Source organism: Vibrio sp. 10N.261.52.A1 (genome assembly GCF_002876325.1).
GTDB lineage: Bacteria > Pseudomonadota > Gammaproteobacteria > Enterobacterales > Vibrionaceae > Vibrio > Vibrio chagasii.
Genome location: NZ_MCYD01001205.1, coordinates 1 through 4,725, shown reverse-complemented (window position 1 = coordinate 4,725; position 4,725 = coordinate 1). Strand labels below are relative to the sequence as shown.

Here is a 4,725-nt window from a genome sequence, read left to right as displayed (position 1 = left end):
CAACCACCCTACTTCACTTACTTCACCGCTTTCATCAAGGTCGTGTCTGACCAGCTCTAGTAAACCAAAACCTCCCCCTCTAGCTCCCCCTCAAATCAAGTTCATCGGTCTCTTGAGATATACGATCGAGGGGGAGAACATTTTTTGTCGCTGAATGTATCTCTGCACACATCACGATCGGCATTCAGTTCCTTCCCATTACCAACAAGAGATTGGAGATGTAAATGACCAATCTAACACTTACAGAAAATGTAAGTTGTCATCAAACCTTAAGCATTAGAGTAAAAACTCAGCTTAGATAGCCAAGCCTTAAATGTTAGCGTAATGTTACAAACAAAAACCAACGGTATGATATATGCAGCACGTAAAGCTATTAAACCGCAGCACCTTTGCTGGGCTCGCAGCAACACTAGTTGGGAATGGTATTGGACGCTTTGCCTACATAGCATTAATGCCTGTGCTCATTCAAAGTGGGTGGTTCTCAAGCGAAGATGCCTCCATACTCGGCGCAGCTACACTGATTGGCTATATTTTCGGAGCACCTGCTTCGAGCTTTTTACAAAGATATTATTCAACAGGCACACTCATACGCGCCTCTTTATTGCTAAGTAGCTTTAGTTATCTGGGTTGCGCCTTAAAGTCTGCCCCCTTTGAATGGTTTTTAACACTTAGAACTATTGCTGGTGTATCCGGAGCGATACTCATGGTACTCGCTCCCCCTGTGATCACCAGCCTTCACCCGCAAGAAATGAAAGCAAGGATCAGTGGCGTCGTGTTTTCAGGCATCGGTATTGGCGCGATGATTTCAGGAACCATCATACCTTTACTTATCTACCAAAGCGTTGAGAGTGCATGGTTAGGTATGGGAGCGATCGCTTTCGTTGCAACTGTCCTGACGTGGAACGCTTGGTCTCTTGAGGTTAAGCCAAACCATTGTGATAAAAGTCCATCGACGTTTGGTTCCTTATCTAAGAATGAGCGTATCAGTGTTAGCTGTGTACTGTTAGCCTACACCTTCAACGCTATTGGCTATCTACCTCATACTCTTTTCTGGGTCGACTATATTGTTCGAGAGCTAAAAATGAGTTTTGCGAGCGGTGGGTTTTATTGGGCTGTTTTTGGTATAGGAGCAGCGATTGGACCAATAGTAACCGGTATATTAGGTGATAAGTTTGGACTTAAAAAAGCACTATTAGCGGCGTTTACTTGCAAAGCTGCCGGGGTTGCTCTTCCACTCTTAAGCACCAGTGAAACAGCACTTTTTGCTTCATCTTTGTTGGTCGGTATGTTTACGCCGGGCACCGTAACACTGGTATCAACCTACACCCTAGAAATCGTTGGGACACAACTCCATACGAAATCTTGGGGAGCAATGACAATGGCGTTTGCTATATCGCAAGGAATAGTCGGCTTCGTTATGGCTCACTACGCCCCTCAACTCACCAGTTATAACTTGTTATTTATGATCAGCGCGAGTGCACTGATTTTGTCGATACTCTGCATCGCATTTACATCAACCAAACAGCAGACATTAAACACTGCTCAAACAAGTTCTTAGCAAAGGAATCGCTCATGAAACTGTACTTAAACGACACCTCGCCATTCTCCAGGGCAGTGCTGGCAACGGCCTATTTGTGTGATGCTCCAATGGTTCTTGAATGGGTCGATCCGTGGCAAACACCGAGCACATTAGTCGCAGTTAATCCATTTAGTACCATTCCAGTTCTAGAAACCAGTGATGGGGTTGCACTGACCGAGAGCTTAACGATCTGCGAGTTCCTCATGCAAGCATACCCAACAGAAAAACTAGCAGCGACCAAGGCTAGCGATACTCAACGCATGTCATTATTGGGAGTAAGTAAAACGTTGATGGAAGTAGCATTTCGATGCGCTGCATTGAGCCGCTTCGAAGCTGAGCAAAACGAGCTAACGATTAGGGGAAAGGAAGGTATTCAAAGAAGCGTTAAAGAACTTATCGGGCAGTTGAAAAGCAATGATGATTTGCTCAAGCCTGACTTCTCAACATTGTACCTACACATCGCATTAGATTATGTCTTATTCAGGCATGCTAATTTGCTTTCAGCAGATGAGCGCGACACCCTCACGACTGCCTTACACAGTTCGCCTTTTAAAGACACATTGGCAACACTTAGCCTAGAATCGCTTTCAAAAAAGCTTAGCTATTACGAATACAAAGATTCCTGATCACTTTAAACAGCGTTGTGTTGAACAAGACTAACAAGGCCTCGCACACGTGAGGCCTTAGTTTTGTCAGTAGAATGATTACAACGGCCCTACTTCACTGACTTGACCGCTTTCATCAACAAAGCTAGCTAGACTAGATTGATTATTGCTGGCATCTGACCATGGAACTCCCCCTGAGCTCCCATAAAACCAAATGTATAAGGCCTCACCTCTTCGTACCTTCGCCCATCAAACGCTTGTCTTTCTCGCAGCTTGTTAAACAGCCAGTTATCTAACATGTTATTAATCTCGATAAACTCATCTTTCGTCAACTCAGCTTTGAAGCTGGTGAGAAAGGCATCATCATCAGATTCAGGCAAGTTAATGACACGTTCTTGTAAACCATTTAACACCTGAGATTTGAAATAGATGGGATATCTCGCCCCTTTTACAAAGGCGGTTTCTTTGGGTAAGAGCAGTTTGTACTTATTGTTAGAACCTATCTCGATAAGGTTGAGATTTTCTAATTGTCGAAGATAGAGGTGCACTGAAGCATCGTTTAGCTTGTGCTTTTCTTGAATACATTGAACGGTAGTGTCTTCTGCTAATTCTGACCAGAACGAGAAAAGAGCTGGGTTATCAAAAAACGCGTCATCTTGTTCTTTAGAGAAAACAGGAATAGAAGCAATGTTTTCTTCTGCCTCAGCAAGAAGCTTTGATAGCGGCATATCCGTGAGGTTAGCTATCGCGACTAGCCTCTGAATAGACAGTGGTTGAGAACTGTTGAGTAACCTCTTGATACTGATTTCGGATATATCCAGTTCTGCCGCAAGTGCACGATATGAAATATTGCACCTTTTAAGCTCTCTTTTGAGTAACTTACAAATTTCGAATGATAGTTGTTCGTCCATTTCGTTCAAACCGCCTCAAATAGAGATACCAAAAGTATCACAATGCTACCCTTTTAAATCATAAGTTGCACCTAAGTATCAATAAAGGATGATGCCACTTTCAATAAACAAAGGAACGTATTGATGCAACGAAAAGAGTTAGTTGTACGATTTGGCATACAACAATACCTACACTGGACAGTAGTCGGGCTGCTTATCCCTGTCATCATTCTTATTTTTCAGTCTAAGGGGCTCAACCTAGCACAAGTTGGGATTGTCATGGCTGTTTGGATTGGAAGCACAACACTATTAGAGATACCGGTCGGTGGGCTTGCTGACACTATTGGACGAAAAAAAACATATTCGTACTCGTTAATACTCACCCTACTGGGCTGCCTAAACCTACTCTATGCAAATGGCTTGTTCAGTATTTTAATTAGCGCCTTATTGTTGGGAGCTTCTAGAGCCGTTTACTCAGGTACTCTCGATGCTTGGTTTTATGATGCGTTTACTGATAGCACTGGAGCAGGCTCGTATCATACTGCAATTGCAAAAGTTAATGTGTTCGTGACTGCTGGTCTAGCGACCGGAGCCCTTATCGGCGGATTTCTACCTAACAGTATCGTGAGCTCATATTTTGAGTCATTTGACGAATATGACATCAATGTTTTCACCGCTAGCGTATCGAATCTTGGCCTGCTGTTACTTACATGGCTACTACTTCCTCATGAGCAAAGAAGCATCAAAGAACACCACAAAAACACCGTCACCACCGCGGTACAAACCAGTATCAAGGCGCTTACTTTCTCTTTAAACCATTGGACGTTAAGGTTAGTGATTCAGGCAACGCTTATCTTTGGCGCGGCAATGAGTGCTGTAGAAAACCTCTGGCAACCTTACCTATCTGAATTAATGGGAGTTCATTCCAAAGACTTAACCCTGTTTGGCATCATATCGGCACTGTACTTCTTGATGGCCGCTTTATCGTCAATCGTGTCCGTTCCACTATTAAAAGTATTTGGCGGTTCTCACAAGGCTTTAATGTTTGTCACTCGCGCACTTGCCGGCCTGTCGCTGATCTTACTTGCTAACACCAACAGCACCATGAGCTTTGCTCTACTGTATTTGACGTTTTTCTTTCTTTTCACAATGGGCAACAATTCTGAGCAGGTATTACTTAATGACAGTACTCCAAATGAGATGCGCTCAACCATTTTGTCCATCAGCTCTTTCGCCGTTACCGCTGGTGGAGTGCTAGCTTCTTTAGCTTTTGGAGTCATTTCCGAGCATTACAGTATTTCCATAAGTTGGATATTATGTGGCGCGGTACTTTTAATCTCTTCGCTGTGTTTCTTAAGTTGTCGTGAAGCCGTCAAAACTAAACCAGCATAAACAACCTCCCCCTCTAGCTCCCCCTCTAATGGAGTTCACCGGTCTCTTTAGATATACGCTCGAGGGGGAGAACATTCTTTGTCGCTCAATGTATCTCAGCGCACATGACTATCGGTATTCAGTTCCTCCCCTTTCCCGCTATCAACAAGAGATTGGAGATGTAAACCAAGGGGAGGTTAGGAGGGGATTGTAAGTCGTATCTGAGATGTATCTGCCACTTTGTTTTGTTTGCTCAACAGACACAAAAAGGCCTCGCACA

The 4,725-nt window shown here is 43.7% G+C and carries 4 protein-coding genes; 3 read left to right on the top strand and 1 reads right to left on the bottom strand.

Annotated features, from left to right (window positions below; all coding sequences use genetic code 11):
* The first annotated feature begins 355 nt into the window (after nucleotides 1–355).
* The gene (locus BCT81_RS25590) at nucleotides 356–1,558 is read left to right on the top strand and encodes a YbfB/YjiJ family MFS transporter (protein WP_102426286.1); all 1,203 of its coding nucleotides are present in this window, start codon (nucleotides 356–358) and stop codon (nucleotides 1,556–1,558) included.
* Nucleotides 1,559–1,572: 14 nt separating this feature from the next.
* Nucleotides 1,573–2,205 (top strand): glutathione S-transferase family protein, encoded by a 633-nt coding sequence (locus BCT81_RS25585; protein WP_102426285.1) that lies wholly within the window; start codon nucleotides 1,573–1,575, stop codon nucleotides 2,203–2,205.
* Nucleotides 2,206–2,333: 128 nt separating this feature from the next.
* Here the strand turns inward: BCT81_RS25585 and BCT81_RS25580 are convergent, their stop codons facing one another.
* Nucleotides 2,334–3,095 (bottom strand): helix-turn-helix transcriptional regulator, encoded by a 762-nt coding sequence (locus BCT81_RS25580; RefSeq protein ID WP_102426284.1) that lies wholly within the window; start codon nucleotides 3,093–3,095, stop codon nucleotides 2,334–2,336.
* 123 nt (nucleotides 3,096–3,218) lie between these two features.
* Between BCT81_RS25580 and BCT81_RS25575 the strand changes: the two genes are divergently transcribed.
* Nucleotides 3,219–4,466 (top strand): MFS transporter, encoded by a 1,248-nt coding sequence (locus tag BCT81_RS25575; RefSeq protein ID WP_102426283.1) that lies wholly within the window; start codon nucleotides 3,219–3,221, stop codon nucleotides 4,464–4,466.
* The last annotated feature ends 259 nt before the right edge of the window (nucleotides 4,467–4,725 follow it).